Annotated in this window: 36 protein-coding genes and 1 pseudogene; 6 read left to right on the top strand and 31 right to left on the bottom strand. The window is 65.5% G+C overall.

Going from position 1 to position 21781, the window contains the following annotated elements; genetic code table 11:
- Positions 1-4 precede the first annotated feature (4 nt).
- From VSX77_RS05440 to VSX77_RS05395, 10 genes are all read right to left on the bottom strand, one after another.
- Entirely contained in the window at positions 5-415 is a 411-nt protein-coding gene (locus VSX77_RS05440) for a SufE family protein (protein WP_338426637.1), read from the bottom strand.
- Positions 416-692: 277 nt separating this feature from the next.
- Positions 693-938: a hypothetical protein gene (locus VSX77_RS05435; RefSeq protein ID WP_338426636.1), complete on the bottom strand. Its 246-nt coding sequence runs from the start codon at positions 936-938 to the stop codon at positions 693-695.
- Between the two features lie 23 nt (positions 939-961).
- Complete coding sequence (locus VSX77_RS05430; protein ID WP_338426635.1) at positions 962-1222, bottom strand: hypothetical protein; 261 nt, start codon at positions 1220-1222, stop codon at positions 962-964.
- Positions 1223-1257: 35 nt separating this feature from the next.
- Complete coding sequence (locus tag VSX77_RS05425) at positions 1258-1533, bottom strand: hypothetical protein (protein WP_338426634.1); 276 nt, start codon at positions 1531-1533, stop codon at positions 1258-1260.
- 10 nt (positions 1534-1543) lie between these two features.
- A complete protein-coding gene (locus tag VSX77_RS05420; protein ID WP_338426633.1) occupies positions 1544-1861 on the bottom strand; it encodes a hypothetical protein in 318 nt (105 codons plus the stop codon).
- An 11-nt stretch (positions 1862-1872) separates the two neighbouring features.
- A complete protein-coding gene (locus tag VSX77_RS05415) occupies positions 1873-2172 on the bottom strand; it encodes a hypothetical protein (RefSeq protein WP_338426632.1) in 300 nt (99 codons plus the stop codon).
- Between the two features lie 32 nt (positions 2173-2204).
- Complete coding sequence (gene pspC, locus VSX77_RS05410) at positions 2205-2585, bottom strand: envelope stress response membrane protein PspC (protein ID WP_338426631.1); 381 nt, start codon at positions 2583-2585, stop codon at positions 2205-2207.
- Position 2586: 1 nt separating this feature from the next.
- The gene (gene pspB / locus VSX77_RS05405) at positions 2587-2859 is read right to left on the bottom strand and encodes an envelope stress response membrane protein PspB (protein ID WP_338426630.1); all 273 of its coding nucleotides are present in this window, start codon (positions 2857-2859) and stop codon (positions 2587-2589) included.
- Between the two features lie 12 nt (positions 2860-2871).
- Positions 2872-3534, bottom strand: coding sequence for a phage shock protein PspA (gene pspA / locus VSX77_RS05400; RefSeq protein ID WP_338426629.1), 663 nt, complete (start codon positions 3532-3534; stop codon positions 2872-2874).
- A gap of 100 nt (positions 3535-3634) precedes the next feature.
- Positions 3635-4003: a hypothetical protein gene (locus VSX77_RS05395; protein WP_338426628.1), complete on the bottom strand. Its 369-nt coding sequence runs from the start codon at positions 4001-4003 to the stop codon at positions 3635-3637.
- Between VSX77_RS05395 and pspF the strand changes: the two genes are divergently transcribed.
- Positions 3981-5000: a phage shock protein operon transcriptional activator gene (gene pspF, locus VSX77_RS05390; RefSeq protein WP_338426627.1), complete on the top strand. Its 1020-nt coding sequence runs from the start codon at positions 3981-3983 to the stop codon at positions 4998-5000. The two genes, VSX77_RS05395 and pspF, sit on opposite strands and share 23 nt — an antisense overlap.
- A gap of 146 nt (positions 5001-5146) precedes the next feature.
- On the opposite strand, the gene VSX77_RS05385 is transcribed toward pspF, so the two are convergent.
- The gene (locus tag VSX77_RS05385; RefSeq protein ID WP_338426626.1) at positions 5147-5656 is read right to left on the bottom strand and encodes a hypothetical protein; all 510 of its coding nucleotides are present in this window, start codon (positions 5654-5656) and stop codon (positions 5147-5149) included.
- 229 nt (positions 5657-5885) lie between these two features.
- On the opposite strand from VSX77_RS05385, the gene rplU reads away from it, so the two are divergent.
- The 3 genes from rplU to VSX77_RS05370 all read left to right on the top strand — a co-directional run bounded on the left by rplU (position 5886) and on the right by VSX77_RS05370 (position 7545).
- Entirely contained in the window at positions 5886-6392 is a 507-nt protein-coding gene (gene rplU / locus VSX77_RS05380; protein WP_338426625.1) for a 50S ribosomal protein L21, read from the top strand.
- A gap of 47 nt (positions 6393-6439) precedes the next feature.
- Positions 6440-6709, top strand: coding sequence for a 50S ribosomal protein L27 (gene rpmA / locus VSX77_RS05375; RefSeq protein ID WP_058804062.1), 270 nt, complete (start codon positions 6440-6442; stop codon positions 6707-6709).
- Positions 6710-6948: 239 nt separating this feature from the next.
- On the top strand, positions 6949-7545 hold the full coding sequence (locus VSX77_RS05370; RefSeq protein WP_338426624.1) for a GNAT family N-acetyltransferase: 597 nt from the start codon (positions 6949-6951) through the stop codon (positions 7543-7545).
- Between the two features lie 199 nt (positions 7546-7744).
- Here VSX77_RS05370 and VSX77_RS05365 read toward each other — a convergent pair whose 3' ends face one another.
- From VSX77_RS05365 to VSX77_RS05335, 7 genes are all read right to left on the bottom strand, one after another.
- Complete coding sequence (locus tag VSX77_RS05365) at positions 7745-8416, bottom strand: glutathione S-transferase family protein (RefSeq protein WP_338426623.1); 672 nt, start codon at positions 8414-8416, stop codon at positions 7745-7747.
- Positions 8417-8598: 182 nt separating this feature from the next.
- The gene (gene yihA / locus VSX77_RS05360; protein ID WP_338426622.1) at positions 8599-9258 is read right to left on the bottom strand and encodes a ribosome biogenesis GTP-binding protein YihA/YsxC; all 660 of its coding nucleotides are present in this window, start codon (positions 9256-9258) and stop codon (positions 8599-8601) included.
- Complete coding sequence (yidC, locus tag VSX77_RS05355) at positions 9255-11018, bottom strand: membrane protein insertase YidC (RefSeq protein ID WP_338426621.1); 1764 nt, start codon at positions 11016-11018, stop codon at positions 9255-9257. Before yidC ends, yihA begins: the two co-directional genes overlap by 4 nt.
- A gap of 46 nt (positions 11019-11064) precedes the next feature.
- Positions 11065-11277 (bottom strand): membrane protein insertion efficiency factor YidD, encoded by a 213-nt coding sequence (yidD, locus tag VSX77_RS05350; protein ID WP_338426620.1) that lies wholly within the window; start codon positions 11275-11277, stop codon positions 11065-11067.
- 175 nt (positions 11278-11452) lie between these two features.
- Positions 11453-11800: a ribonuclease P protein component gene (rnpA, locus tag VSX77_RS05345; RefSeq protein ID WP_338426619.1), complete on the bottom strand. Its 348-nt coding sequence runs from the start codon at positions 11798-11800 to the stop codon at positions 11453-11455.
- A 29-nt stretch (positions 11801-11829) separates the two neighbouring features.
- A complete protein-coding gene (gene rpmH, locus VSX77_RS05340; RefSeq protein WP_037554958.1) occupies positions 11830-11964 on the bottom strand; it encodes a 50S ribosomal protein L34 in 135 nt (44 codons plus the stop codon).
- A gap of 101 nt (positions 11965-12065) precedes the next feature.
- Positions 12066-12374: a PGPGW domain-containing protein gene (locus VSX77_RS05335; protein WP_338426618.1), complete on the bottom strand. Its 309-nt coding sequence runs from the start codon at positions 12372-12374 to the stop codon at positions 12066-12068.
- Positions 12375-12573: 199 nt separating this feature from the next.
- Between VSX77_RS05335 and VSX77_RS05330 the strand changes: the two genes are divergently transcribed.
- Positions 12574-12708, top strand: coding sequence for an Entericidin EcnA/B family protein (locus VSX77_RS05330; RefSeq protein ID WP_338426617.1), 135 nt, complete (start codon positions 12574-12576; stop codon positions 12706-12708).
- A gap of 26 nt (positions 12709-12734) precedes the next feature.
- On the opposite strand, the gene VSX77_RS05325 is transcribed toward VSX77_RS05330, so the two are convergent.
- From VSX77_RS05325 to VSX77_RS05265, 13 genes and pseudogenes are all read right to left on the bottom strand, one after another.
- Positions 12735-13511: an alpha/beta hydrolase gene (locus VSX77_RS05325; RefSeq protein ID WP_338426616.1), complete on the bottom strand. Its 777-nt coding sequence runs from the start codon at positions 13509-13511 to the stop codon at positions 12735-12737.
- 87 nt (positions 13512-13598) lie between these two features.
- Positions 13599-14078: a VOC family protein gene (locus VSX77_RS05320; RefSeq protein ID WP_338426615.1), complete on the bottom strand. Its 480-nt coding sequence runs from the start codon at positions 14076-14078 to the stop codon at positions 13599-13601.
- A 31-nt stretch (positions 14079-14109) separates the two neighbouring features.
- Complete coding sequence (locus tag VSX77_RS05315) at positions 14110-14913, bottom strand: VOC family protein (protein ID WP_338426614.1); 804 nt, start codon at positions 14911-14913, stop codon at positions 14110-14112.
- 38 nt (positions 14914-14951) lie between these two features.
- Positions 14952-15251 carry a DUF6958 family protein gene (locus tag VSX77_RS05310; protein ID WP_338426613.1) on the bottom strand — a complete coding sequence of 100 codons (300 nt, stop codon included), beginning with the start codon at positions 15249-15251 and terminating at the stop codon, positions 14952-14954.
- Entirely contained in the window at positions 15248-15799 is a 552-nt protein-coding gene (locus VSX77_RS05305; protein ID WP_338426612.1) for a GFA family protein, read from the bottom strand. Before VSX77_RS05305 ends, VSX77_RS05310 begins: the two co-directional genes overlap by 4 nt.
- Positions 15796-16434, bottom strand: a complete 639-nt coding sequence (locus VSX77_RS05300) for a glutathione S-transferase family protein (protein WP_338426611.1) — start codon at positions 16432-16434, stop codon at positions 15796-15798. The genes VSX77_RS05305 and VSX77_RS05300 overlap by 4 nt, the downstream gene beginning before the upstream one ends.
- 152 nt (positions 16435-16586) lie before the next feature.
- Positions 16587-16931, bottom strand: a complete 345-nt coding sequence (locus tag VSX77_RS05295) for a DUF1428 domain-containing protein (RefSeq protein ID WP_422397305.1) — start codon at positions 16929-16931, stop codon at positions 16587-16589.
- Between the two features lie 27 nt (positions 16932-16958).
- Positions 16959-17306: pseudogene (locus VSX77_RS05290) on the bottom strand (DUF1428 domain-containing protein); the annotation flags it as partial.
- A 32-nt stretch (positions 17307-17338) separates the two neighbouring features.
- On the bottom strand, positions 17339-18010 hold the full coding sequence (locus tag VSX77_RS05285; protein ID WP_338426610.1) for a glutathione S-transferase family protein: 672 nt from the start codon (positions 18008-18010) through the stop codon (positions 17339-17341).
- A gap of 144 nt (positions 18011-18154) precedes the next feature.
- On the bottom strand, positions 18155-18373 hold the full coding sequence (locus VSX77_RS05280; RefSeq protein WP_338426609.1) for a DUF4287 domain-containing protein: 219 nt from the start codon (positions 18371-18373) through the stop codon (positions 18155-18157).
- A gap of 73 nt (positions 18374-18446) precedes the next feature.
- The gene (locus VSX77_RS05275) at positions 18447-18884 is read right to left on the bottom strand and encodes a VOC family protein (protein ID WP_338426608.1); all 438 of its coding nucleotides are present in this window, start codon (positions 18882-18884) and stop codon (positions 18447-18449) included.
- A gap of 92 nt (positions 18885-18976) precedes the next feature.
- Entirely contained in the window at positions 18977-19411 is a 435-nt protein-coding gene (locus VSX77_RS05270) for a YybH family protein (RefSeq protein WP_338426607.1), read from the bottom strand.
- A 16-nt stretch (positions 19412-19427) separates the two neighbouring features.
- Complete coding sequence (locus tag VSX77_RS05265; protein ID WP_338426606.1) at positions 19428-20075, bottom strand: TetR/AcrR family transcriptional regulator; 648 nt, start codon at positions 20073-20075, stop codon at positions 19428-19430.
- A 192-nt stretch (positions 20076-20267) separates the two neighbouring features.
- Between VSX77_RS05265 and VSX77_RS05260 the strand changes: the two genes are divergently transcribed.
- Entirely contained in the window at positions 20268-21776 is a 1509-nt protein-coding gene (locus VSX77_RS05260) for a YifB family Mg chelatase-like AAA ATPase (protein ID WP_338426605.1), read from the top strand.
- Positions 21777-21781 lie beyond the last annotated feature (5 nt).

The following is a 21781-nucleotide window of genomic DNA, read 5'->3' as shown; positions in this document are numbered from 1 at the left end:
GGGATCAGCCCGCGGCGAGGCGGCGGGCGGTGTCCTGGACGAGCGCGATCATATTGGGCACGCCCTGCGTGCGGTTCGACGAAAGCTGGCGTGTCAGGTCGAAGGGCGCGAGCGCGGCGGCGATGTCCATGCCGGCGACCTCGGCGGCGGGCCTGTCCTGCACCGCGGCGAGGACGAGCGCGACGATGCCCTTGGTGATCGCGGCATTGCTGTCGGCCAGGAAATGCAGGCGGCCATCGTCCTGCGGCACCGGATAGACCCACACGCTCGCCGAACAGCCGCGCACCAGCGTCGCGTCGGTCTTGAGCGCATCGGGCATCGGCTCGAGTTCGCGCCCGAGCTCGATCAGCAGGCGATAGCGGTCGTCGCCGTCGAGGAAGTCATATTCTTCGTGAATGTCGGATAGGCTGCGCATGGGCGCGGGCAGTGGCAGATTTGGGGGACGGTGTGAAGGGGCTTACCCCTTCGCTCCACTAACCGTCATGCTGAACTTGTTTGGCGATTATCCCCTTACCATAAGGAGACCTCAACTCGTCATTGCGAGGAGCGCAGCGACGAAGCAATCTCCAGCCATCGTCCGGGCGCTACACAATCTGGAGATTGCTTCGCTGCGCTCGCAATGACGCCGACGGATGCGACCGGGATAAACGCCAAACAAGTTCAGGGTGACGGCGAAAAGACACGGCGGAGCCTTACAGATCCACCCCCGCCGCGATCGCTTCCAGCTTGCGCAGCCGTTCCTTGAGGTCGGCGATCTCGATCCGCGATCCGGCGTGCGGCACGGCGGGGTCGTGCGCCAGCGGCGCGTGGCCCGCGGCGAGTTCGTCGCGCTTCAGCTGGATCCAGTCGCGCCAGCCGCGCAGCGCGACAAGGCTGACGATGGAGAGCCCGGCGAGCGCGATGGCGGCGGCGGTCAGGTCGGGAGTGATGAAAGCCATGAGCATTGCTCCTTTACCGGCGTTCAGATCTTGCTGCTATCGCGCAGCTTCTCGATTTCCTGGTCGAGCGTGACAGCGCGATTATGGTCGGTGGCGATGCGTTCGAGCACCTGGATACGCTCCTTGAGAGCGCGGATCTCGGTCTGCAGCGCCTTGGTCTCGGCATCGTTGCCGGCGACATAGTCGTTACCGTGGCGGTCGCGGCGGATGCCGTGCTTGGCGCGGATGATGCTGCCGATCGTCACGATGAGGACGATACCGACGACCATTTCGAATGGGCCCATGGGGAGGTTCCTTTCCTGCTTCTTTTCTTATTGCGTCAGTTGAGCGGGGCGTCGCGCAGCTTTTCGATCTCGTCGGCGACGTCGATGCCCTTGTCGGTCACGATGCGTTCGAGCACGCGCATGCGCTGTTCGAGCCGTTCGGTGTGCGCGGCATATTGCGCGGCCTTTTCGGCGGTTTCGTTGGTGATCGTCTCCAGCTGCTTTTCTTTATATTTCAGGTGCCTTTTATAGACGTCCCCAAGCACGCCGAAGATGACCGGAATGCCGACGACGATGAAGAAAAACAGCAGAACGAAATAGGGCTGATCCATTGCTTCCTCCTCAGTTCGCCGGGTGCCGCAGCGCGTCGATCTCGGCGGCGACGCGGTGGCTCTCGTCGGTGACGATGCGTTCGACGACTGCGAGGCGATCCTTCACCGATCCAAGCTCGGCGCGCAGCTGGGCATTTTCCTGGCTGATGAGCTTGACGCGCTCCATCGCCTCGTCGCTGGTCCTGGGATAGACCGCTTTGCCCCAGCTGTTTTCAAGCGGGTAGCCGTTCTTGACGCGCAGCCAGGTGGTGAAGACCCAGCCTGCGACCCCGGCGAGGCCGACGAGCGCGGCGACGGGGGCAAAGGCATTTACAATATCGAGATTCATCTGTTTTCCCCTCAGCGCAGGCGGTCGATCTGGTCGGCAAGCTGTGCCGCCTTGCCGCCCTCTTCGGTGGCGATCCTTTCGAGCACCGCGATCCGTTCTTCCAGCCGGCTGACCTGACTGGCGAGCTTGGCATTGTCGTCGGTGAGCAGCTTGATTTTTCGATCAGCGTCGGGGTCGGTTCGATGAACCGTGCCGCCCCATTCATTCTCGACCGGATAGCCATGCTTGGCGCGGATCCAGGTAGTGAACATCCAGCCGCCGATCGACAGGGCGATGATGGCGAGGACGAAGGTGGTGCCACCGAAATTCATGAAAACTCTCCCTGTTGCGTCGCAGCCGCTGCTTAGCGCAGGCTTTCGATCTCGTCGGCGAGCCGACGGTTGTGGCTGGTGTAGTAAAGCTCGATGTCGGCAAGCCGACGGTCGATGTCGCGGAAGCGCGACTTGATGTCGCGGGCCGATGCGGTGGGGTTGCTGCGCACGCCCTGCCAGAATTTCGCTTCCTCCTGCGACCCGTAAAGGGCGAAGGGTTTGGGCGATCCCATCCAGGCGACCATCCAGTAAGCGATCAGCGTCCAGGGAAAGCCCCCCATCAGGGTGAGCAGCACGGCGCCGACACGAACCCAGAGGACATCGATCCCGCTATAATCCGCGATCCCGGCGCACACGCCGCTCCATTTGGCGTTCTGCTTGTCGAGGTAGAATTTGGTGCGGCTGGCAGACATCTCAGTTCCTCCGGTTCATGTTTTCGAGCTGCGCCAGTTCTTCATCGCTGCGTACCGCGGGGCGGAAGTCGGGATGGTCGGCGCTGATGATGCGTTCGACGGTGTGCAGGCGGTTTTCGAGGCGCCGTGCGGTGTCATACAGTTCGTCGAGCAGCTGTTCATCTTCTCCGGTCAGCGTCTTGGCCTGTTTCCACTTGGTGACATAGTGGAGGATCAGCCAGGGCAGACCGAGGAAGAGAACGCTTATCGCGACGATCGGGATAAAGTCTTCCATCGGTCCGGCTCCTTAGTTCTTGCCCTGCGCGGCCTTCAGCGCGGCGAGTTCGTCGGCGACCTTGTCGGCGGCCTGAAGCTCGGCGATCTCTTCGTCGAGCGACTTTTTATAGCCCAGACCCAGCGCATCGGCACGGCCTTCGGCTTCGTCGACGCGGCGTTCGAGGATTTCGAAGCGCGAGAAGGCGTCTTCGACCCGGTCGCCGTTGGTCATTTCGCGCAGCTTGTAGCGGTTTTCCGCGCTTTCGAGGCGGTTGACGACGCTCGACTGGCGCGCGCGCGCTTCGGAGAGCTTTTTCTGCAGCTTGGCGATGTCGGCTTCATACCCGGTCAGCGCGTCGTCGAGGACGGCGATTTCCGCTTTCAGCCGCTCGGCCATGTCGCCGGCCTTCTGCTTTTCGACGAGTGCGGCGGTGGCAAGGTCTTCGCGGTCCTTCGACAGCGCGAGCTCGGCCTTTTCCTTCCAGCTGTCCTGCAGGCTTTCGAGCTTGGCGATGTGACGGCGCATTTCCTTCTGGTCCGCGATCGTGCGGGCGGCGGAAGCGCGGACTTCGACGAGCGTTTCGTTCATCTCGAAGATGATCTGGCGGATCATCTTTTCCGGATCCTCGGCCCGGTCGAGCAGGTCGGTGACGTTGGCGGCGATGATGTCGCGGGTGCGTGAGAAAATACCCATTTGGAAACTCCTGTCGAAAACTTGAGACCTATTGTCTGTTCTTGAAAAATGCTGGTGCCGGGGCGGGGCAAGGGGGAGAGTGCCCCGGCACCAGTGTCGGTCAGGCCACGGGGCCGACCGCCGGGGTCGAAGCAGCATTCACCAGGCCGACGACGGGGAGGCCGGCGGCGTTGGCGGCGGTGGCAGGGTAGTCGATCGCGCCGACGAGAATGGCCAGCGCACCCACCGCGCTGAACGCGAAAGTAGTGGCCTGGGCAATCTTCGTTTTCATCGTATCAACCTTCCTGTTTTGCTGCACCGGAGCGTTATGCGCCGGTTCGCAGAAATCTATGCAGGAGGCGTGCCAATTGCCGAAAGCGTCGGAAAAGCGCGCAACTTCACGCGCAATTCTCTCACTGCGCCGATTTGCCTTGCCAATCAGCGGGAAAATTTGCCAATGATTGGGAATGGAGCGCGAGACGCAATTCATCGGCCAGTCGGCAGCCTTTCAGGACGCGGTCGATCGCGCGAGCCAGGCGGCGATGCTCGACCGCCCGGTGCTGGTGATCGGCGAGCGCGGGACGGGCAAGGAATTGATCGCCGAGCGGCTTCACCGCCTGTCGTCGCGCTGGGACAGGCCCTATGTCATCATGAACTGCGCCGCGATGCCCGAGACGCTGATCGAGAGTGAGCTCTTCGGCCACGAAGCGGGCGCTTTTACCGGCGCGACGCGCAGTCGTGCGGGCCGGTTCGAGGAGGCCGACGGCGGCACGCTGTTTCTCGACGAGCTGGCGACGATGTCGATGGGCGCGCAGGAACGCCTGCTCCGCGCGGTCGAATATGGCGAGGTCACGCGCGTCGGCGCGTCGCGCCCGATCCGCGTCGACGTGCGCATCGTCGCGGCAACCAACGAGCATTTGCCCGCGCTGGTCGACGACAACCGCTTCCGTGCCGACCTGCTCGACCGCTTGTCTTTCGAGGTCATCACTCTGCCACCGCTACGCGCTCGCGAAGGCGACATCGAAGTGCTCGCGACCTATTTCGGGCAGCGCATGGCGGCGGTCGTCGGATGGGACGAATGGCCCGGCTTTGGCCCGCGTGCGCTCGCGGCGATGGAGGGGCACGACTGGCCCGGCAACGTCCGCGAACTCAGGAACGTCATCGAACGCGCGGTCTATCGCTGGGGCGACCCCACACGGCCGGTCGACGCGCTGAGCTTCGACCCGTTCGCGAGCCCGTGGCAGCCCGCGGTGCGCGGCGCGAAGGCCGAGCCCGCGAAAGCCGCGACCGATACCGCCGCGCCGCCGCCGTCACCCGCGCCGGGGCCGGTCAGCGACCTGCGCGCGGCGGTCGATGCATATGAAAAGGCGATCCTGGCCGACACGATGGCACGATGCCGCTATAATCAGAAGGTCGCGGCCGAGGCGCTCGGCCTCAGCTACGACCAGATCCGCCACGCGCTGAAAAAGCACGGGTTGAATCAATAGCATCAATTGATCCTCCCTGTGGCGAAGCCATGGGGAGGGGGACCGCCGCCGCAGGCGGTGGTGGAGGGGCCGCGACGCCAGCGCCATAGCCCCTCCGTCAGCGCTTCGCGCTGCCACCTCCCCATCGCTGCGCGACAGGGAGGAAATCAATCCCCCGGCAATTCCGCGCTCAGCGCCGCAATCACCGCATCCTGCGCCGACACCAGCTCGGCAAGCCGTTCGCGCAGCGCATGGATGTCGGGCAGACCGTCGATCTGCTCCTCGACGCTGCGTTCGAGATAGAGGCGGTCGATGTCGGCGAGCGCCGCCGTCAGCGGCGCGCGCGCGGCGATGAGGCGCGAGATCGCCTGCTGCGCAACCACCCAGCGCTCGCTGGCCACCGGCGCGCCCGCCGCGGCGGACACCAGCGTCGCGGCCGCGCTGCGCTCGGCGGCAAAGGCCTGTTGTGCGGCAGCGCCGTCAGCCTCCCAGCGCGCGAGCCGGCCGGCAAGGTCGGTGGGGAGCGGACCCGGCGGGGGCGGGGGCGCGGGCGGCGCCGCGACGTCGAGCCGCCCCTCGACCGCGCGCCTGGCAAGCGAGGGCGCATCCCCGCCGACACTCGCGGCGCAGGCCGACAGCGGCAGACTGAGGGCAGCTAAAAAGACGAGGTGCTTCATCGCGGACCCTGATATGGGGGTGCAGCCGGTGCAGCAAGGGGCGAATCGGCGGCACGGACGATAAAGCGTCGCACCCTCGCGCATTCGGACAAAAAGCGCGGAAATATGCGGTTGACAGCCGCGCGCCATCTCGCTAGTGGCGCTGACTTTCCCGCATGCCGGAAAAATCGCCCGCTTCGGCGGGGGACTGGCAGCGCGGGTGTTCTAGTTTCTGATTGGATGGAAGACCATGTTCGCAATCGTGCGCACGGGCGGAAAGCAGTATCGCGTTGCCGCCGGAGACAAGATCGCCGTCGAGAAGATCGAGGGTGAAGCCGGCGACACCGTGTCGCTGGGCGACGTCCTGCTGGCCGGCGACGGCGGCGAGGTGAAGGATGCGAAGGGTCTGACCGTTTCGGCCGAGATCATCGCCCAGACGCGCGGCGAAAAGGTCATCGTTTTCAAGAAACGCCGTCGGCACAACTACCGCCGCCGCAACGGCCACCGCCAGTCGCTGACGCTGCTGCGCATCCTCGCCGTCGGCGAAGCCAAGAAGGCCGCGCCGAAGAAGGAAGCCGCGCCGAAGGAAGAGGCCGCTCCGAAGGCCGAAGCCAAGGCCGCTGCACCCGCCAAGGAAGCTGCGCCGAAAAAGGAAGCCGCGCCCAAGAAGGCTGCCGCCCCGAAGGCCGAAGCCCCCAAGGCTGAAGCCGAAAAGAAACCCGCTGCCAAGAAGGCAGCCCCCAAGAAGGACGCCTGAGCGCGGCAACGCGGCTCGGCCCTACGGAACGAACAGGAGTTTAGGTCATGGCACATAAGAAAGCAGGCGGTTCTTCGCGCAACGGTCGCGACTCAGCCGGCCGCCGCCTTGGCGTGAAGAAGTTCGGCGGTCAGGAAGTGATCGGCGGCAACATTATCGTGCGCCAGCGCGGGACCAAAGTGTACCCGGGCGTCAATGTCGGCATGGGCAAGGACCACACGCTGTTCGCCACCGCCGACGGCCGCGTCCGATTCCACGATGGCAAGCTTGGCCGCAAATATGTGTCGGTCGACATGATGGCCGAAGCCGCCGAATAGGGACGATCGCTGACGGGTCGTCCATCAAGGGATGACCCGGAGCTGTCCTTTCCGCCCATAGCGGAAACAAGGTTCGAAAAGAGGGAGACGGGTCACCCCGGACTCCCTTTTTTCTTGCCCGCAATCCAGCCACTTGGATGCCGGGCGCGAAAATGGGGCCATCCATCTCCCTCGCACATCGACTGTCGTCAAAGCGTCACTATCTGGCGCCACTGCGGCAGGCATTGGGAGTTGAAAAGATGTTCGCGCGTACCGAAAGACTGTTGCTGCGGCCCGGCTGGATCGAGGATGCGCCCGCGCTTGCGCGCGCGATCGGTGAAGAAGCCGTCGTCCGCAATCTCGCGACCGCCCCCTGGCCCTATGACGAGAGCGATGCCCGCGACTTCCTGTCGCAGCCGATCGATCCCGCGCAGCCGCGGTTCCTGATCTTCGCGCGCACCGGCGGCGCCCCGCGCCTCGTCGGCGGCTGCGGCATTTCGGACGACCCCGATGGCCGCCCCGAAATGGGCTATTGGATCGCGCGTCCCTATTGGGGGCTGGGCTTTGCGACCGAAGCGGGGCGCCAGCTCATCCACATCGCGCGCGCGATGAACCTGCCCAGGCTTTCGGCTGGGCATTTCGTCGACAATCCGGCGTCGGGCACGGTGCTGCGCAAGCTCGGTTTCCGCCCTACCGGACAGGTCGCCCGGCGCCACAGCCGCGCACGCGGCGGCGAAGCGGCGGTCGCGCTGTTCGAGGAAGGCGAGGTCGACGCCGACCGCGCCCTCACCCCGATGCGCGGCCGCATCGGGGTGGACGAGGATTTCCGTGAGGAATTGCGCCTGATCGCGGCCTGAGGCGGTTCGCGCCGTGAGGTGATGCGAGCGTGGCTTTGGGGGCTGACCATCCCCTCATTCCGTTCGTGTCGAGCGAAGTCGAGACACCCATCGACGCTAAGCCTAGCCCGAGGGGCATCTCGACTTCGCTCGATGCGAACGGGTTGGGGATGGCCGCATGGCGACTTCCGGCCGCTTCAGCCATTCCGCCGCCCCCCCACTACCCCTCGACCGACCCCTCGAACTTCTCGATCACCCAGTCCTCGGCCTGCGCGCCGCCGATCCATTCCTGCATACAGGGGTGGCTGATCACCGCCTGGCAATAGGGAAGCGCAAAGCGCGGCAGCGGGGTCGAATAGGTGATGAAGCGCGTCACCACCGGCGCGAACATCATGTCGGCCGCCGACCAGTTGCCGAACAGATAATCGCCTTCACCGCCGAAACGCGCACGCGCCTCGGCCCAGATTTGCAGGATGCGGACGACGTCGGCCTGCACTTCGGGGGTGAGTTCGGCGGCGGGATAGATGCGGCGGATGTTCATGCTGTGCTCGCGGCGTAGCGCCGCAAAGCTCGAGTGCATTTCGGCCGCCATCGATCGCGCCATCGCGCGCGCCGCCATATCCTCGGGCCAATATCCGCGCGTGCCGCCGGTCTTTTCGTTGAGGTAATCGATGATCGCCAGGCTGTCCCACACGACGATGTCGGCGCCGTCCCACAGGATCGGCACCTTGCCGCCCGACGGCGCGAACTCGTCGCCCTCGCGCCGCTGGCTCCATTCTTCGTTATAGAGCGGGACGGTGACCTCCTCGAACGGCAGGCCGCTGTGCTTGGCGGCAAGCCAGCCGCGCAGGCTCCAGCTTGAATAGGCCTTGTTGCCGATGAAGAGTTTCATGAGGACTCCCTGTTTCCCACTCCCCCCGAGGGAGAGGGATGTGGAGACTTGGCAGCTTGCTGCCTAGTCGAAGCTGGGTGAGGGGGCGACGCAGGCGTCCTTGCCCTCACCAAGTTGCGGTAGGCCCGACTTCGTCGGACCAACCTTCACTATCCTCTCCCTCAAGGGGAGAGGAGCGCAAGTCAAACTTCCACCGCCTCCAGCACCGCGGTGCGCAGTTCGGCGATCCCCATGCCCTTTTCGCTGCTCGTCGCGATCACCTCGGGGTGCGCGGCGGGGTGCTTGCGTGCCTCGGCCTCGGTCGCTGCGTGGACGTCGGCGAGCGCGCTCGCCTTCACCTTGTCGGCCTTGGTCAGCACGAGGCGGTAGCTCACCGCCGCCGTGTCGAGCATTTCGAGCACGTCGCGATCGACATCCTTGATGCCGTGGCGGCTGTCGATCAGCACCAATGTGCGTTTCAGCACCTGCCGCCCGCGCAGATAATCATTGATCAGGAAGCGCCATTTCCTGACGACCTCTTTCGGCGCCTTGGCAAAGCCATAGCCGGGCATGTCGACGAGCCGGAACACCAAAGGTTCGCCGACATCGAAATAGTTGAGTTCCTGCGTGCGTCCCGGCGTGACCGAGGTGCGCGCGAGGCCGTTGCGGTTCGTCAGCGCGTTGAGCAGCGACGATTTGCCGACGTTCGACCGGCCCGCAAAGGCGATTTCCGGCACCGACGGCACGGGCAAATGCTGGAGCGCGGGCGCCGATTTCAGGAAAGCGATCGGGCCTGAAAACAGCTTGCGCGCGCGCTCGGCCCGTTCGGGATCGGCGCCGGGATCAAGATCGATTTCGCTCACTTCGCCGGCGCCGCCTTCAGTGCCGGGAACTTGCGATACATCCACTGCTGCTGCGCGATCGACAGGATGTTGTTGGTGATCCAGTATAGCAGCAGGCCCGCGGCGAACGGCGCCATGATGAACATGAACAGCCACGGCATGATCTTGAACACCTGCGCCTGCACCGGGTCGGCCGGGGCGGGGTTCAGGCGGAACTGCAGCCACATCGTCACGCCCAGGATCACCGCCATCACGCCGATCGCCAGGATCGACGGCGGGGTAAAGGGCAAGAGGCCGAACAGGTTGAGGATGTGCAGCGGGTCGGGCGCCGACAGATCCTTGATCCACAGGATGAACGGCTGGTGCCGCATCTCGATCGCCAGCATCAGCACCTTGTACAGCGCATAGAAGATCGGGATCTGGATCAGGATCGGCAGACAGCCCGCGAGCGGATTGATCTTCTCGTCCTTATAGAGCTTCATCAGCTCCTGCTGCATCTTGGGCTTGTCGTCCTTGTAGCGCTCCTGCAGCGCCTTCATCTTCGGCTGGACGACGCGCATCTGCGCCATCGACGAGAACTGCCGGTTGGCGATCGGGAACATCAGCAGGCGGATGATCAAGGTCAGCGCCATGATCGCGACGCCGAAATTGCCGACTTGCAGGAACAGCCAGTGCAGCAGCTTGAAGATCGGCACCGCGAAAAATTCGAACCAGCCCCAATCGATCGCGTTCGACAGGCGGGTGATGCCCAGCCTGTCCTGATAGTTTTCGAGAACCTCGACTTCCTTGGCCCCGGCAAAGATGCGGCTGGTGGTCGTGACCTGCTGGCCGGGGCCGACCTGCGCAAAGTCGCGCGCGAACAGCGTCTGATAATTGTTGACGCTCGGCGAGCTGATCGCCGCGGTGACGCGTTCGCCCTTGGCCGGGACGACCGCCGCGAGCCAATATTTGTCGGTGAAGCCCAGCCAGCCTGCCGAACTGTATCGCACGGCGCGGTTCGGCGCTTCCTCGACGTCGTCATAATCGACGTCAAAGACCGACTTGCCATCGAGATAGCCGGTCGGGCCGACGTGGATCGTCCAGCTGTCGACTTCATGCGGGTCGGTCGGTTTGCCGAGGCGGTCGATCAGCGCAAAGCTGCTCGCGCTCACGGGCGCGGCGCCCCTGTTGGCGATCGTCTGCTTCGCGGTGATCAGGTAATTGGTGTCGATGCTATATTCGATGCGGAACGTCTGGCCGGTGCCATTGGCCCAGCTCAGCGTCACCGGCGTCGTCGGGGTCAGCTTGCTGCCGCCTGCAGTCCACAGCGTCGTTGGTCCCGGCACCTGGATGCCCTGCGCCGACCAGCCGATGCTGGCGAAATAGGCGGCCTTGGTGCCGCCCGGCGCGAACAGGCGCACCGGCGGCGAATCCTTTTTGATCGTCTGGCGATATTTGGTCAGCGTGATGTCGTCGATGCGCGCGCCCACCAAGTTGATCGATCCCGCCAAGGCCGGGGTTTCGATCGGAACGCGCTGTCCTTCGGCGAGCACGACGTCGACCGGGCGGATCGCCTGCGACGCCGCGGGCGCGGCGGGTGCGGTCGCGTTGGGGGCGGGCAGAGCGCTCGGCTGACCCTGCGCGGCAGGAGCCGTGGCGGGCGCGCCATTGGCGCCGGCGACCGTCTTGGTCACGTCGGGCTGGTCGGGGGTCGGGAAAAATTCCTCGGCGACGAAGTTCCAGCCGATCAAAATCGCCACCGACAACAGGATTGCCGCGATCAAATTACGCTTGTCGTCCACGCTCTTCGGTCTCTCTTCGTCTCAAAAATGTCGGGGGATGCGGGCACTAAGGCACCGGGTCGTAGCCGTGACCGCCCCAAGGATGGCAGCGCAATAGCCGCTTTGTCGCAATCCAGCCACCCTTGATCGCGCCATAACGCCCCAGCGCGACGATCGCATATTCGCTGCACGACGGTGCATAGCGGCACGTCGGCGGCAGGATGCGCGACGGACCCAGCTGCCAGCCGCGCGCGATCAGGATGAGCAGGCGGGCGATCATGCGGGAGGTCCGGAAAACAGCGCAATGTCACACGCAATCGGCGATTTTCCTTCTTCGTCACCCCGGACCTGATCCGGGGTCCCGCTCAGCGACGTTGAAAAGCGGGGCCCCCGATCAAGCCTGTCCTGAGCGTCGTCGAAGGGTCCGGGGCGACGAAGAAGGGGAGGGGAGAGAGTCACGACGCCTTCGCCGCCAGCTTCTTCGCCGCGCGCTTCAACGCCGAGTCGAGCTGCTCGCCAAGCGCGGCAAACTCGATGTCGTTGGCGCCGGGGCGGCCGATCAGCACATGGTCGGCGCCGGATATTCCCGATTCGGGGAGAAGCGCGCGCGCCAATTCGCGAAAGCGGCGCTTCATCCGGTTGCGCGTGACGGCGTTGCCGACCTTCTTGCTGACGGTATAGCCGATGCCCAGCGCGTCGGCATCGTCGCCGCGCGGACGGACGAGCAGGACAAAGCCGGGCATGGGAAAGCGAAGGCCGCGGTTGGCGGCCAGAAATTCGCTGCGTTTGTTAAGCGTTCGCACCAGACGCGCTGGCGGCGAAGCCTCGGCGATCAGGCCGACAGCTTCGCGCGGCCGCGGGCGCGGCGGGCGGCGAGCACCTTGCGGCCGCCGACGGTTGCCTTGCGGGCGCGGAAGCCGTGACGGCGCTTGCGCACGAGGCGGCTCGGTTGATAGGTGCGCTTCATCGCGGTTTTCCCTAGATCTCGTCAAATGCTGCAACAGAAAAGGGCCGCCAAGCGTGGGCGGCCACTGTTGGAGGCGCGGATAAGCAAGAGTCGGCGGAAAGTCAATCGCCATCTAGCCTGTCCAGCGCCGCGCGCGCGCGCCGCCGTGCGGCGCTGACGCGGCGCATCGCCCGGTCGGTCCACGCGCCATAGCGGGGGTGGCGCCATTTGAACCGCACATAGGCGCGCTTCGCCCACGCGCTGTTCTGAAGGCAGAGCATCAGCCCGAGCGGAAAGACGATCAGGAATCCCGGCCCCGGCAGCGGCCCGATCACGATGCCGACGATCATCATCAGCACGCCGAGAGCGAACAAAGCGGTGCGCACCTGCGCATTCGCCCGCATCCGCTGATAAAGGCTGCGCTTTGCCATGGGGGCGATGTGGGCGGTGCAGCGCCGTGCCGCAAGACTAAAACAGCTGGAGGGTGGCCGCGACACATCGCGCATTCGCCCCGGTCCGGCGACCTTTCGGAACGCTTCGGCCAGTGCGTTTTCGATGCGACGGAACGATCGCGCGAGGCGGCCGTTGCCAGACATGTTAAGAGGTTGGCCCCCGTGTCGGAGAGAGAGAATGAAAAAGCTTCTGACGATTTTCGCGATCAGCGGTTCGATGCTGCTAATGACGGCGTGCAACACCGTCGATGGCGCGGTTAAGGACGTCGAGTCCGTCGGTGACTGCGCCGATGGCGTCCAGGGTAACTGCTAGGCGCGCCGGTTTCGTGGCGGCAATGTTCAGTTGACCGCCACGAACCGCGCCATGTCGGCGCGCGTCAGGTAACGCACCTCGTCGAACGGGGTCGCATTGGTCAGCGCGTAGAATTCACGCGCCTTGGCCGCATCCATGCCCAGTTCGCGGTATAGGCCGATATAGTCGGCGTGGACCGGATCGTCGGCGGGATAGTCGTTCGACTCGCGGCCATATTCGTCGGCCCAGCTGTGGACGCCGAACTCGGCGTCGGGTGCCGCGCGGCGCACGGCGCCCGCCAGCCACAGTTCGACCGCGCCCGAGCGGACCGACCCGCCGCTCGGCACCACGGTTTCCAGCCCCGCACGGCGGATCGCGCGCGCGAGAGCAAGGTTCGCATCCTCGTCGAGGCTGCCGGGGCAATCGATCATCTCGATCCGCTTGAGCCCCGGAAAGGCGGCCATCATCGCTGCGAACTGGCGCGGCGTGGCGGATGTCACGTCACCCGCCATGCGCACCGTCGCGGCGTCGATCACCGAAAAGGGACCGAAACGCGCCTTTGCGTCACCCAGCGTCGCGAGCGTGGCGGCGGGCGCATAACGCCGCGTTCCCGCGAACGCCTCATCCTCGGCAAACGCTTCGTCGTCGACGAATGCTGGCTCCCCCTCAAAGCCAAGGTCATCGTCGCCCGCATCTTCATACGTCCAGGTCACTGTCGTCGTGGTGACGACGATGACCTGCTGCGCCTGCGCGGGCGCGAACGCCAGCACCGCGGCGAAGGCGGCGACGATCAGCGTGCGCAGGAAGGCGGAGGGCAGAGCCATGCCCCCGCCTTCGCGCGCACGCGATGACCAATTGGCAAAGCGGCAATGTCAGCGCCGCGTTAACCGCGATATGGGACGGCCGGCCGGTCAGCCCCGAATGGCGGCTTCGATCGCGGCGACGTCGATCTTTTTCATCGCCATCATCGCCTCGAACGCACGCTTGGCTGCCGCCTTGTCGCCGCCCGTCATCACGTCGGTCAGCACGCGCGGGGTGATCTGCCACGAAATGCCCCACTTGTCCTTGCACCAGCCGCACATGCTTTCCTGCCCGCCGTTGCCGACGATCGCATTCCAGTAGCGGTCGGTCTCTTCCTGATCGCGGGTCGCGATCTGGAACGAAAAGGCCTCGCTGTGCTGGAACGCGGTCCCGCCGTTGAGCCCGATGCACGGAAAGCCAAGAACGGTGAAATCGACCGTCAGCACCTCGCCCGCCTGGCTGCTCGGATTGTCGGCGGGCGCGCGATGCGCTTGGCCGACATGGCTGTCGGGAAAGGTCGCGGCATAGAAATTCGCCGCTTCCTCGGCGTCCTTGTCGTACCACAGACAGAGGGTTGCCTTCGTCATCATGCCTCTCCTTTGATCGCCGAACCGATCGACCTCAGCCTTTGCGCGGGCCGACGAAGCCGACCGCGGCGCCCTGCGGGTCGATCGCGTTCATCGCGAACTCGCCGCCCGGGATTTCCATCGGCTCGCTGGTGACGGTCCCGCCATTCGCGGTCACCGCGGCGTGCGCGCGATCGATGTCATCGACGCCGATGTAGAAATTCCACATCGGAACCGGATAACCTTCCACCAGCGGCATCACCGCGCCGATCATCTCGCCGTCGTGCTGAAGGAAGCGATATTGGCCCATCTCGCCCATATCCATCGCGCCGTCCTGGCCCCAGCCGAAATGCTTCTGATAGAAAGCGACCGCGCCATCCGAATCGCTCGTCGCCAGCTCGTTCCAGCGGACATGCTGCGCCTCGGTCACCGAAAAGGCGTCGGCGTCCTTATCCACCTCGCCTTCGGGCGGGATCGGGTTCATGATGTAAAAGGGCGCGCCCTGCGGATCGGCGACCATCGCGATCCGCCCGACCGGCAGGTCGGTCGCCGGCATCTGCAGCGTCGCGCCGTCGGCGGTCATCGACGCGATCGCGGCATCGACGTCGGGGGTGTAAATATAGCCCAGCCAGCCCGGCCGCGCGCCGCCCGCGATCATGTCGGCATTGAGCGCCAGCACGCCGCCCGCGTTGCCGCCATCGCTGCGGCCGATCATGCGATAATCGACGCCGCCGGGCGCATCCGCGTCGCTCCGCGCGGCGATCGTCCAGCCGACGACCGGGCCGTAAAAAGCGGCGGCGCCGTCGGGGTCGCTCGTCATCAATTCGTACCAGATAAAGCTTCCGAGGGGATTGGTCATCATTCTTCTCCTTCTAAAAACAGGTTCGAAATGCGGCCTCAAGGCCGGTAAAAACGCAGGGGTTTGGTGTCGGCGCGCGCCATCTGTCCGCGCGCCTCGAGGTCGAGCTGCACGCCCTTTTGCCACCAGCCCACCTTGGCCCCGCCGGGGAACAGTGCTTCGGGCAAGAGCGGCAGCAGGCGTTCCTTGATCTCGGCGGCGGTCAGCCCCGGCGCTTCGGTTGGGACCACCGCCAGCATGGCGCCCCGCATCGCTTCATATTTGGCGCGTTCGACGCGCACGACATGGCCGGGGCTGCTGACGTTGAGCATTTCGACGCGGTCGTCGGCGTTGCTCATCGGACAAAGCCCTTCGTCGCTTCGACCGGGGGCGCGCGGAATCCCATCGCGATCCACGCTTTCAAAAGCCGCCACATGAATTTGCCCGACGGCGTGGCATAATTGGGAATGTCATCGGGCAGCTCGACCCCCGCGGGGCGCTCGTTGACCATCGTGCGCATCTCTGCCGCGGGGCGATCCCCGGCCGGAATGCGCGCCGAATAGACGCTCAGCCAATGCCCCCTCATAAATTCCAGCGCGACCGGCGAATTGCAGCAGCGCGCGACAAAACGCCGCGTAGGCGCATCGGGCGTCAGCCGGTGGTCGTCGAGCTGATCGCTACCCGCCAGCCATTCGATCCGATCCTTGCGGACGAGCAGATAGGGCGTGCCGCCATCGCTGCGCAGCGTCCCCGACGCGCCGGGCAGCGCGTCGAACGCCTGCCCGGCTGCCTGGCAGCTGTGGCAATAACAGGTCGCGGCGACGATCGGCGTACCCGTCATCGCCAGCGCCACCTTGCCGCACTGGCAGGCGGCGGTGCGCGTCATGCTGGCGTCACTGCCGCTCATGCCGCCAGCTCCGCAAATGCCGCGGCGATCGTGGTCGGCGCGTTGGGCCGCGCATACATCCTGTCCAGAAAGGCGCTGAGCGCCGGGGCGTCGCCCAGCAACGCTTCCTCGCGCGCCCAGTCGAGCGTGAAGGCGGCGTTGAAATCGGCGACCGTCAGCTGCTCGCCGACCAGATGGTCGCGCCCCTGCATATGCTGTTCGAGCACGGCCACCATCCGCGCGGCGTCGCGCTTCGCCAGCGCGACCTCGGCTTCGGATTGCTCCGCTGCGTCATAGATGAAGCTGTGGAGCGCGATGCGCCACAGCGGCGCTTCGATCTCGGTCATCAGGAAGAACAGCCACTGATACATATGGGCGCGTTCATCGGCCGTGGCGGGGATCAGGCCGCCGCCGGGAAAGCGCTCGCCATATTTGTCGGCAAGATACAGCTGGATCGCCGCCGATTCGCAAACCACCATGTCGCCATCGACCAGCACCGGCAGCTTGGCGGCTGGGTTCAGCGCCAGAAATTCGGGCGTCATCTGCTCGCCCGCGCTAAGGTCGATCGGAATGATCTCGTGATCGAGGCCCAGTTCGTTGAGCAGCCAGATGCCGCGCAAGGCGCGCGTTGGCGGGGTTCCGTAAAGCGTGATCATCTTTCACTCCTTGAATCTCCTCCCTGTCGCGCAGCGATGGGGAGGTGGCAGCGCGAAGCGCTGACGGAGGGGCTTTGGCGCACCGTCGCCGCCCCTCCACCATCCTTCGGATGGTCCCCCTCCCCATCGCTTCGCGACAGGGAGGAATGACTTTACGCCTCCACGATCGGCACAAAGCCGCCATAGATCATGCGCTGCCCGTCAAACGGGTTGGTCGCCGGATCGGACTTCATCCGCTCGTCGGCCATCACTTTTTCCCAGCCTGCGGTGCGCGCGTCCTTGCTCGGCCATTCGACCCAGCTGAACACGACCGTCTCGCCATCCTTTTTGTGCGCGGCGCGGGCATAGTCGGTGACTTCGCCCGTCGGGACATCGTCGCCCCACGCCTCGACGACGCGGACCGCGCCATGGTCGCGGAACACCTGCGACGCGGTGGCCGCGAGCGCGCGATAGGCTTCCTTGTTGCCGTCGGGCACCGGCAGTACATAACCGTCAATATAGCCCGTCGAGCCCTCGGCGCGGTCGTCGACGATCGACTCGAAGCCGGCATAGATCATCCGCTTTGCGTCAAAGGGCATGGTGGCCCCCATCGTCTCCATCCGCGGGTCCGACATGATCTTTTCGTTCGCGGCATCGCGCGTTGCCTTGTCGGGATATTCGAACCAGCTGAACACCACGGTTTCGTCGGGATTGGCCTGCACCGCGCCCTTGAAGTCGTTGACCTTGCCGTCGGGCACATCGTCGCCCCACGCCTCGATCATGCGCTTGGCGCCGAATTCCTTGAACAGCGGCGCCGCATCGGCGGCATGTTTGCGATAGGCGTCCTTGTTGGCGGTCGGCACCGCAACCACAAATCCTTCGACATAGGCCATCGTCTCTCTCCTTCGGGGGCAGGAACTCGTAATCAGGCAGGCGGACCCGCCTCTTCGCTGAACGCGGCAAGCTGCGCGTCGAGCGCACGCTGGAAGGCGGGCCGTGCAAGGCATCGGTCGAGATAGGCCTGCAAGCGCGGCTGCTCGGCGATCAGCCCTGCGCGGGTTGCTTCGCGCAGCACCGTCGCCATCGCGATGTCGGCGACGGTGAAGTCACCCGCCAGATACTCCTTGTCGCCCATCGCGTCGTTCAGGCGGCCCAGCCGGCCACGGATAAAGTCGATCAGGCCGGGGCGGCGCAGCTTCGCCCATTGCTCGTCTTTGGAAAAAATATCGACGTTGCCCAGTTCGAACAGCATCGGTTCGACGCTGCTATAGGCGGCGAACAGCCAGGCGAGCGTGTTGGCGCGGTCCTGCGGATCGCGCGGCATCAGCCGTTCGTCCTTTTCGGCGAGGTGGAGCAGGATCGCGCCGCTTTCGAACAGACGAATGCCGCCGTCGTTCAGCACGGGCACCTGTCCCCATGGCTGGAACAGGAAATGGTCGGCGGGACGGTTGACCGCGCTGATCAGATGTTCGGCATAATCGAGGCCGATTTCCTCGCACGCCCAGCGCGGGCGAAGGTCGCGGACAAAGCCGCGCGCAAAGTCGGGCACCCAGTCGAAGGCGGTGACTTCGATAGTGGCATCGGGGTTGATCGGCATGATGCTCTCTCCTTGTCTTTCTTGGGGGGATTAATGGGACCTTGGCGGCGCCCGGTCGCTCCAGAAGCGCGCGACCATCGCCGCGGGCGCGGGGAGGGGGGAGTGCCAGTTCATCGAACGATCCTCTTCTTATAAGGACGGATTCTAGGTCCGCTTGCCTTTGATGAAGGCGACGATCGACATGGCGTGGCCGTGGCCCAGGCCGTAATCGGCCTTCAGCCAGTCGATCACCGCTTGCGCCTTGACTCCGGGCGTGAGGCCCGCTTCGTCAGCGAGGCCCTTTTGCGTCGCCTGCGTCCGCAAATCATCGGGTGATTGGCCCGTTTTGGTCCGAATATTGTCGAGATAGGCTTGGAAGGACATGCGAGCGGCCTTTCGGGCTGCGGGGCCAAACAGGCGATGGCGAGACAGGGAGAGCGCGCCATCGCCTGCCGGGTCAGGCTTCGGCTGCGGCGGGAATGTCGCCGCTGGCCGCTGCCGGGTTCATCCACATCACTTCCCAGATGTGGCCGTCGGGATCTTCGAAACTACGTCCGTACATGAAGTCGCCATATTCCTGCGTCGGCGTGGGGTCGCCCTTGCCGCCCGCCTTCACCGCCTTGTCGACCTGCGCATCGACGTCGGCGCGGCTGTCGGCCGAAACGCAGATCAGCACCTGCGCACTGGTGTGCGCGTCCGGGATCGTCTTCGGGGTGAAGCTCGCCCATTTTTCATGGCTGAGCAGCATGACGTGGATCGACCCTTCCTCGACGACCATGCACGCGGCGGTATCGTCGGTGAAGGCCGGGTTGTTGACCGCGCCGACCGCCTCGTAAAAGGCCTTCGATCTGTCGAGATCGGTGACGGGCAGGTTCACGAAAATCATTTTAGACATCGTCTTTCTCCTCGGGGGCAGGGGGTAGGCTTGAATGCTATGCGCGCGAGCCATGCGACAACTACCCGCCGCGTCATGCCCGGCCGGTCAGGTCATGGTTTCAGATGGACTGCGGCGAGCCCGCTGCCGTCCATCATCATCGGCACGCTGCTATGTTGATGGACGATCTGCCAGCCACCGGCGCTGCGTTCGAGCACGACTGTCCGGCGGAACCACAGGTGGATCGGTCCTTCGCCCTTCTTGTCGCCTGCGATGGTGGCCAGACCATAGGCGACCGCAAGGTCGCCCGAAACCAGGATTTCGGGATCGACCATATGGGTTGTCACCCTGCCGTTCCACGTCGTGAACCATTCGTCCAAATCCGCCGCTGCCGCCGCCGGATCGTGGGTAAAGGACAAGGGCGGCTGCAATTCGAAACTCGTCGCGCCGACCGCCGTTGCCGCGACGGCTGCGTTCGCTTCGCCCGCCGAAAGGGCAGCATCGCGCGCAGCAAGAAGGGTCTTAATCGTGGTTCGATCGTCGGTCATCATGCTTCCTCTCGCTTCACGCGCCGCCGAACAACATTCGGACGTAACGCTTCAGATGTGTGACGCTTTCGCGCGCGATCGCCGGGTCGTTCGTCGATTTGGCGAGGATGAACGCGCCCTGCAGCACCGACTGGACATGCTGCGCGAGGCCGAGCGCGGTGACAGCTTCGGGCGCGCCATAACGATCGATCGCCGCCTGCACGTCGGGGGTTAGCGCCGCGCAATAGGCGCCCAGGCTGGCCTCGCACGCTTCGCGGATCGCCTCGCTAGTCGCATAGGCCTCCTGAACCATCGTGCCGACGAAGCAGGTATACTCTTCGGTCGGCCCTTCGAGCATCGACAGCCGGAAATCGATATGGCCGAGCAGGCGGTCCAGCGGATCGTCGAGCCGCGTGTGCGGCGGCAGTTCGAACAGCGGCCGCGCGCGGTCGGTCCACCCCTCGATCGCGCCGATCGCCAGCGCTTCCTTCGACGCGAAATGATGGAAAAAGGCGCCCTTGGTCACGCCCGCGGCGGCGCAGATCTGATCGACCGTCGTCGCCGCATAACCCTGCCGGCGCACCAGCTGATGCGCCGCGGCAATCAGCGCCGCGCGCGCTGCCGCGCGGCGCGCGCCAACCGGATGTGCCGCCGCTCGCCTGGGGAACGTTAGGCGCGGCGGCACCGGGGGAGGGGGGTGTCCGATTCGTCGTCATGCGAATTACATACCAACTGGTCGGTATGTTGTCAAATCACCACCCTGCCCACGCTACGCGGCACCTTCGACAACTTCCGAAAAAGACTCGACCTTTCCGCCGCTTCGCCTAAAGAGAGCGTCGGAACAAACGGGGCACATCGTGCTGTTCCGGGGGAACAAATGGTCGCAATCGTCTCAACCGCCGCCTATCTCGGCATCGAAGCCCGCGGAGTCGAGGTGCAGTGCCAGATCACGCCCGGCGTCCCGCGCTTCGTCCTCGTCGGCCTGCCCGACAAGGCGGTGGGCGAAAGCCGCGAACGCGTCCGTGCGGCGATCGCCGCGATCGGCCTGTCGCTCCCCCCCAAGGTCATCACCGTCAACCTCTCGCCCGCCGACCTGCCCAAGGAAGGCTCGCACTACGACCTGCCGATCGCGCTCGCGCTGCTCGGTGCGATGGGGGTGATCGATGCCGAGACGCTGGCGTCTTACGTGGTCGTCGGCGAGCTGGGGCTCGACGGGCGCGTCGCCGCCTCGCCCGGCGTGCTGCTCGCCGCGCTCCACGCGGGCAGCGTCGAGCGCGGGCTGATCTGCCCGGCCACGCAGGGGCCCGAGGCGGCGTGGGCGGGCAATGTCGAAGTGATCGGCGCCCCCGACCTTCTGTCGCTGCTCAACCATTTCAAGGGTAACGCGCTACTCGCGCCGCCGGTGCCGGGCGAAGTCGAGGCGCCGGTGCGCGGCGCCGACCTCGCGCAGGTCAAGGGGCAGGAAACTGCCAAGCGCGCGCTCGAAATCGCGGCCGCGGGCGGGCACAATCTGTTGATGTCGGGACCGCCCGGCGCTGGCAAGTCGCTGATGGCCGCATGTATGCCGGGCATATTGCCGGAGCTTACTCCGGCCGAGGCGCTGGAGGTGTCGATGATCGCCTCGGTCGCGGGGCAGCTTGAAGGCGGACGCCTCGTTCGCGCGCGGCCGTTCCGCGCGCCGCATCATTCGGCCTCGATGCCCGCGCTCGTCGGCGGGGGCCTCCGCGTGCGGCCGGGCGAGGTCAGCCTGGCGCATCTGGGGGTGCTGTTCCTCGACGAACTGCCGGAGTTCCAGCGCGGTGTGCTCGATTCGCTCCGCCAGCCGCTCGAAACGGGCGAGGTCAGCGTGGCGCGCGCCAACGCGCACGTTACTTTCCCGGCGCGCGTGCAGCTTGTCGCGGCGATGAACCCGTGCCGCTGCGGCCATCTTGGCGATCCGGCGCTCGCGTGCAGCCGCGCGCCGCGCTGCGCCGCCGATTATCAAGCGAAACTGTCGGGGCCTTTGCTCGATCGCATCGACCTGCACGTCGAGGTGCAGGCGGTGAGCGCCGCCGATCTCGTCCTCCCGCCCCCCGCGGAAGGAAGCGCCGAAGTCGCGGCGCGCGTCGCGGCGGCGCGCGCTGCGCAGACCCGGCGATACGCCGGGCACAAGGCGCGCACCAATGCCGAGATAGACGGCGAATTGCTCGAAGCGGTCGCGACGCCCGACGAACCCGGCCGCAAGCTGCTCGCGCAGGCGGCCGAGGCGATGCGGCTCTCGGCGCGCGGCTATACGCGGATATTGCGCGTCGCGCGGACGATCGCCGATCTTGCCAGCTCCGAAAGCGTCGGGCGTATCCACATTGCCGAGGCGCTGAGCTATCGCCGTCAGGCGCCGCGGAACTAGGGGGC

Origin of the sequence: Sphingopyxis sp. TUF1 (assembly GCF_036687315.1) — a bacterium.
GTDB classification, from domain to species: domain Bacteria; phylum Pseudomonadota; class Alphaproteobacteria; order Sphingomonadales; family Sphingomonadaceae; genus Sphingopyxis; species Sphingopyxis kveilinensis.
This window is presented reverse-complemented; position numbering and strand designations above follow the sequence as displayed.

Coding starts and splice junctions, on each gene's coding strand:
- VSX77_RS05415 (WP_338426632.1), bottom strand. CDS start 2,172: ATGAATTTCGGTGGCACCACCTTCGTCCTCGCCATCATCGCCCTGTCG.
- VSX77_RS05270 (WP_338426607.1), bottom strand. CDS start 19,411: ATGACCGACGATCGAACCACGATTAAGACCCTTCTTGCTGCGCGCGAT.
- pspA (WP_338426629.1), bottom strand. CDS start 3,534: ATGGGTATTTTCTCACGCACCCGCGACATCATCGCCGCCAACGTCACC.
- VSX77_RS05285 (WP_338426610.1), bottom strand. CDS start 18,010: ATGCCGATCAACCCCGATGCCACTATCGAAGTCACCGCCTTCGACTGG.
- VSX77_RS05425 (WP_338426634.1), bottom strand. CDS start 1,533: ATGGATCAGCCCTATTTCGTTCTGCTGTTTTTCTTCATCGTCGTCGGC.
- VSX77_RS05260 (WP_338426605.1), top strand. CDS start 20,268: ATGGTCGCAATCGTCTCAACCGCCGCCTATCTCGGCATCGAAGCCCGC.
- VSX77_RS05310 (WP_338426613.1), bottom strand. CDS start 15,251: ATGAGCAACGCCGACGACCGCGTCGAAATGCTCAACGTCAGCAGCCCC.
- rpmH (WP_037554958.1), bottom strand. CDS start 11,964: ATGAAGCGCACCTATCAACCGAGCCGCCTCGTGCGCAAGCGCCGTCAC.
- VSX77_RS05335 (WP_338426618.1), bottom strand. CDS start 12,374: ATGGCAAAGCGCAGCCTTTATCAGCGGATGCGGGCGAATGCGCAGGTG.
- VSX77_RS05275 (WP_338426608.1), bottom strand. CDS start 18,884: ATGTCTAAAATGATTTTCGTGAACCTGCCCGTCACCGATCTCGACAGA.
- VSX77_RS05330 (WP_338426617.1), top strand. CDS start 12,574: ATGAAAAAGCTTCTGACGATTTTCGCGATCAGCGGTTCGATGCTGCTA.
- yidD (WP_338426620.1), bottom strand. CDS start 11,277: ATGATCGCCCGCCTGCTCATCCTGATCGCGCGCGGCTGGCAGCTGGGT.
- VSX77_RS05370 (WP_338426624.1), top strand. CDS start 6,949: ATGTTCGCGCGTACCGAAAGACTGTTGCTGCGGCCCGGCTGGATCGAG.
- VSX77_RS05430 (WP_338426635.1), bottom strand. CDS start 1,222: ATGGGCCCATTCGAAATGGTCGTCGGTATCGTCCTCATCGTGACGATC.
- VSX77_RS05365 (WP_338426623.1), bottom strand. CDS start 8,416: ATGAAACTCTTCATCGGCAACAAGGCCTATTCAAGCTGGAGCCTGCGC.
- VSX77_RS05305 (WP_338426612.1), bottom strand. CDS start 15,799: ATGAGCGGCAGTGACGCCAGCATGACGCGCACCGCCGCCTGCCAGTGC.
- VSX77_RS05385 (WP_338426626.1), bottom strand. CDS start 5,656: ATGAAGCACCTCGTCTTTTTAGCTGCCCTCAGTCTGCCGCTGTCGGCC.
- VSX77_RS05315 (WP_338426614.1), bottom strand. CDS start 14,913: ATGACCAATCCCCTCGGAAGCTTTATCTGGTACGAATTGATGACGAGC.
- VSX77_RS05320 (WP_338426615.1), bottom strand. CDS start 14,078: ATGATGACGAAGGCAACCCTCTGTCTGTGGTACGACAAGGACGCCGAG.
- VSX77_RS05300 (WP_338426611.1), bottom strand. CDS start 16,434: ATGATCACGCTTTACGGAACCCCGCCAACGCGCGCCTTGCGCGGCATC.
- VSX77_RS05435 (WP_338426636.1), bottom strand. CDS start 938: ATGGCTTTCATCACTCCCGACCTGACCGCCGCCGCCATCGCGCTCGCC.
- rpmA (WP_058804062.1), top strand. CDS start 6,440: ATGGCACATAAGAAAGCAGGCGGTTCTTCGCGCAACGGTCGCGACTCA.
- VSX77_RS05325 (WP_338426616.1), bottom strand. CDS start 13,511: ATGGCTCTGCCCTCCGCCTTCCTGCGCACGCTGATCGTCGCCGCCTTC.
- VSX77_RS05280 (WP_338426609.1), bottom strand. CDS start 18,373: ATGTCCTTCCAAGCCTATCTCGACAATATTCGGACCAAAACGGGCCAA.
- pspC (WP_338426631.1), bottom strand. CDS start 2,585: ATGTCTGCCAGCCGCACCAAATTCTACCTCGACAAGCAGAACGCCAAA.
- VSX77_RS05395 (WP_338426628.1), bottom strand. CDS start 4,003: ATGAATTGCGTCTCGCGCTCCATTCCCAATCATTGGCAAATTTTCCCG.
- rplU (WP_338426625.1), top strand. CDS start 5,886: ATGTTCGCAATCGTGCGCACGGGCGGAAAGCAGTATCGCGTTGCCGCC.
- VSX77_RS05440 (WP_338426637.1), bottom strand. CDS start 415: ATGCGCAGCCTATCCGACATTCACGAAGAATATGACTTCCTCGACGGC.
- pspB (WP_338426630.1), bottom strand. CDS start 2,859: ATGGAAGACTTTATCCCGATCGTCGCGATAAGCGTTCTCTTCCTCGGT.
- VSX77_RS05420 (WP_338426633.1), bottom strand. CDS start 1,861: ATGAATCTCGATATTGTAAATGCCTTTGCCCCCGTCGCCGCGCTCGTC.
- pspF (WP_338426627.1), top strand. CDS start 3,981: ATGGAGCGCGAGACGCAATTCATCGGCCAGTCGGCAGCCTTTCAGGAC.